Origin of the sequence: Ilyobacter sp., assembly GCF_041583315.1 — a bacterium.
Lineage (GTDB): Bacteria > Fusobacteriota > Fusobacteriia > Fusobacteriales > Fusobacteriaceae > Ilyobacter.
The window spans coordinates 1-2432 of the sequence record NZ_JBFHGC010000446.1 but is presented as its reverse complement, the minus strand read 5'-3'; the positions used below and the strand labels follow the sequence as shown (position 1 = coordinate 2432).

5 protein-coding genes are annotated in these 2432 nt (G+C 35.6%); all 5 read left to right on the top strand.

All coding sequences use genetic code 11. From position 1 onward, the window contains the following. Window positions 1-877, top strand: an 877-nt coding sequence (locus tag ABZA26_RS12710; RefSeq protein ID WP_372714885.1) for an acetyl/propionyl/methylcrotonyl-CoA carboxylase subunit alpha, incomplete at its 5' end; no start/stop codon positions are given. A 65-nt stretch (window positions 878-942) separates the two neighbouring features. After that, window positions 943-1308: an Asp23/Gls24 family envelope stress response protein gene (locus ABZA26_RS12705; RefSeq protein WP_372714884.1), complete on the top strand. Its 366-nt coding sequence runs from the start codon at window positions 943-945 to the stop codon at window positions 1306-1308. 49 nt (window positions 1309-1357) lie between these two features. Further along, window positions 1358-1891 (top strand): alkaline shock response membrane anchor protein AmaP, encoded by a 534-nt coding sequence (amaP, locus tag ABZA26_RS12700; RefSeq protein ID WP_372714883.1) that lies wholly within the window; start codon window positions 1358-1360, stop codon window positions 1889-1891. After that, complete coding sequence (locus ABZA26_RS12695; RefSeq protein ID WP_372714882.1) at window positions 1891-2103, top strand: DUF2273 domain-containing protein; 213 nt, start codon at window positions 1891-1893, stop codon at window positions 2101-2103. Before amaP ends, ABZA26_RS12695 begins: the two co-directional genes overlap by 1 nt. A 12-nt stretch (window positions 2104-2115) precedes the next feature. After that, window positions 2116-2432, top strand: a 317-nt coding sequence (locus ABZA26_RS12690) for a transcription antitermination factor NusB (protein ID WP_372714881.1), incomplete at its 3' end; no start/stop codon positions are given.

The window sequence follows — 2432 nt, the reverse complement described above, 5'->3', positions numbered from 1 at the left end:
CACTGCCGGAGGCGGAGGAAAGGGAATGAGAATCGCTAGAGACGACAAGGAACTGGCGACGAACATGGTTGCTGCACAGAATGAGGCAGAGGCAGCCTTTGGCAATCCTGATGTATATATAGAAAAATTCGTAGAAAATCCAAGACATATTGAGATACAGATCATAGGTGATAAACATGGAAATGTAGTTCATCTAGGAGAAAGAGACTGCTCTATACAGAGAAGACACCAGAAGCTTATAGAAGAAGCTCCTTCTGCCATACTTCCTCAGGATGTGAGAGTGGCAATGGGTGAAGCTGCAGTAAAGCTCGCTAAGGCAATAAATTATGACTCAGCAGGAACGCTTGAATTTTTAGTTGATAAAAGTAATAACTTCTTTTTTATGGAGATGAATACAAGAATCCAGGTGGAACATACTGTAACAGAGATGGTGACAGGAGTGGACATCATAAAAGAGCAGATTATAGCTGCAGCCGGTGGAGAACTCACTCTTACACAGGATGATGTTGTTATAATGGGACATGCTATAGAGTGCAGAATAAATGCAGAGGATACTGTAAACAATTTCCTTCCTTCAGCAGGAACTCTTGAAACCTATATTCCTGCAGGAGGAATCGGAGTAAGAATCGATTCCCACTCATATCAAGGCTATGTAATAAGTCCTTATTATGACTCTATGATAGCTAAACTAATAGTTTACGGTTCAGACAGAGAAGAGGCTATTATAAGGATGAAAAGAGCCCTCGAGGAGTATATAATAGAAGGGGTAGACACTACGATACCTTTCCATCTTCAGGTTCTTGAAAATGAAGCATATCAGAAAGGCGATGTATACACGAGTTTTATTGAGGAGTATTTTGATAAAAATAAAAAATAAATAAAGGAAAATACCTGGTTTTTTTATAGATATTTTTATAGATATAATTTATAGGGGGTAGTTTTATGAGCGAATTAGGAAGTATCAAAATTGCTGATGATGTAGTAAAAGTAATATCTGCAAAGGCTGCTGTGGATGTGGACGGAGTTTTTAAACTGGCAGGAGGAGTAGCAGACGAAGTAAATAAAATTTTAGGTAAAAAAAGAATGACACACGGAGTAAAGGTAGAGGTAGGGGAAAAAGAGTGTAGTATAGAGGTATTCATAGTAGTAGAATACGGTTTCTCTATCCCTGATGTGGCTGGAGAGGTACAGGAAGCTGTTATCAAAAGCATAACAGAGCTTACCGGACTCAAGGTTGTAGAAGTTAATATTTATGTACAGGATGTTAAAATAAAAGAAGTAGAAGAAGAAGTTGAAATTTTAGATTAGAATAGAGGCGGTTTCCGCCTCTAATCTTTTAATTTTTGGGGGGATGAAAATGGTTAGAAAACTGATATTTGCCCTTGCCTGGGCAGGTATATTTATAATTTCTCTTGGAGGAATCTATTTAGGGATTATACCGGAATATTTTTACAATGTAGATTTTTATAGCTATGCCTTCAGAGGAGCCCTCATAGGTTTATCTGCTATTTATCTTCTTTTATCGATTGAAAAGTTTCTTTCTAATTTTGAAAAACCTAAAGATTACGAAATACAGACTGAGAATGGAAAGCTCACTGTATCATCTTCTTCGGTTAATAATCTTGTGAAAGAGATAGTGGGATCTAGTTCTGATATAAAAAACATCAGACCTTCTAATAAAATAAAAAGAAAAAAACTATTTATAACTGTAAAAGTAGATGCTTATACTGACAGTGAAATATCTAAAAATATACTGGATCTGCAAAAGCAGGTTAAAGACTATGTTTTTGAATATCTTGGAGTAGAGGTGGAGAACGTAGAGGTGAAGGTTTCTAAGCTTGTTAAGAGGAAAGCTGCTTCTGGTTTTAGATCTGAAAGAGGTGATGAATAGTGCTTGTGGAATTTATAGAGGAGCTTTTAATAAACAGAAAAAAATATTTAGGAGCTTTAGGGGGTTTTCTTTTTGGTCTTATTCTGATACAATATGGATTTGTGAAGATGCTTATCGTATTGGCAGTAACATGTCTGGGGTATAATCTTGGAGATCTGGAAAAAATAAAGAAAATAAAGAAGATATTGATTACAAGATTAAAAGAAGACTAGAAAGGTAGGAATATGAGTAGAAAGACAGCAAGAGAAGAATTTTTTAAACTTCTGTTTGAAGCTGAATTGAATGAAGTTGATGCAACTGAAATCCTTGGGGATTTTATTTCAAGAGATGATTTTAAGCTGAACAAAGCAGGACAGGAATTTTTGGAAAAATATGCTAAAGGATTGACGGAAAATAAATCTGAAATCCAAAAGACCATTGAGGAAAATATGACCGGATGGACTTTAGACAGGATAGGAAATGTAGAAAGGACTCTTTTAAAGTTTGCAACATATGAGCTATTAAAAGAAGACGTAGGGTATGAAATAGTCATAAATGAAAT

Bases quoted from the DNA above. Each gene is read 5' to 3' on its own strand.
- ABZA26_RS12705 (WP_372714884.1), top strand. From the start codon at position 943: ATGAGCGAATTAGGAAGTATCAAAATTGCTGATGATGTAGTAAAAGTA.
- amaP (WP_372714883.1), top strand. From the start codon at position 1,358: ATGGTTAGAAAACTGATATTTGCCCTTGCCTGGGCAGGTATATTTATA.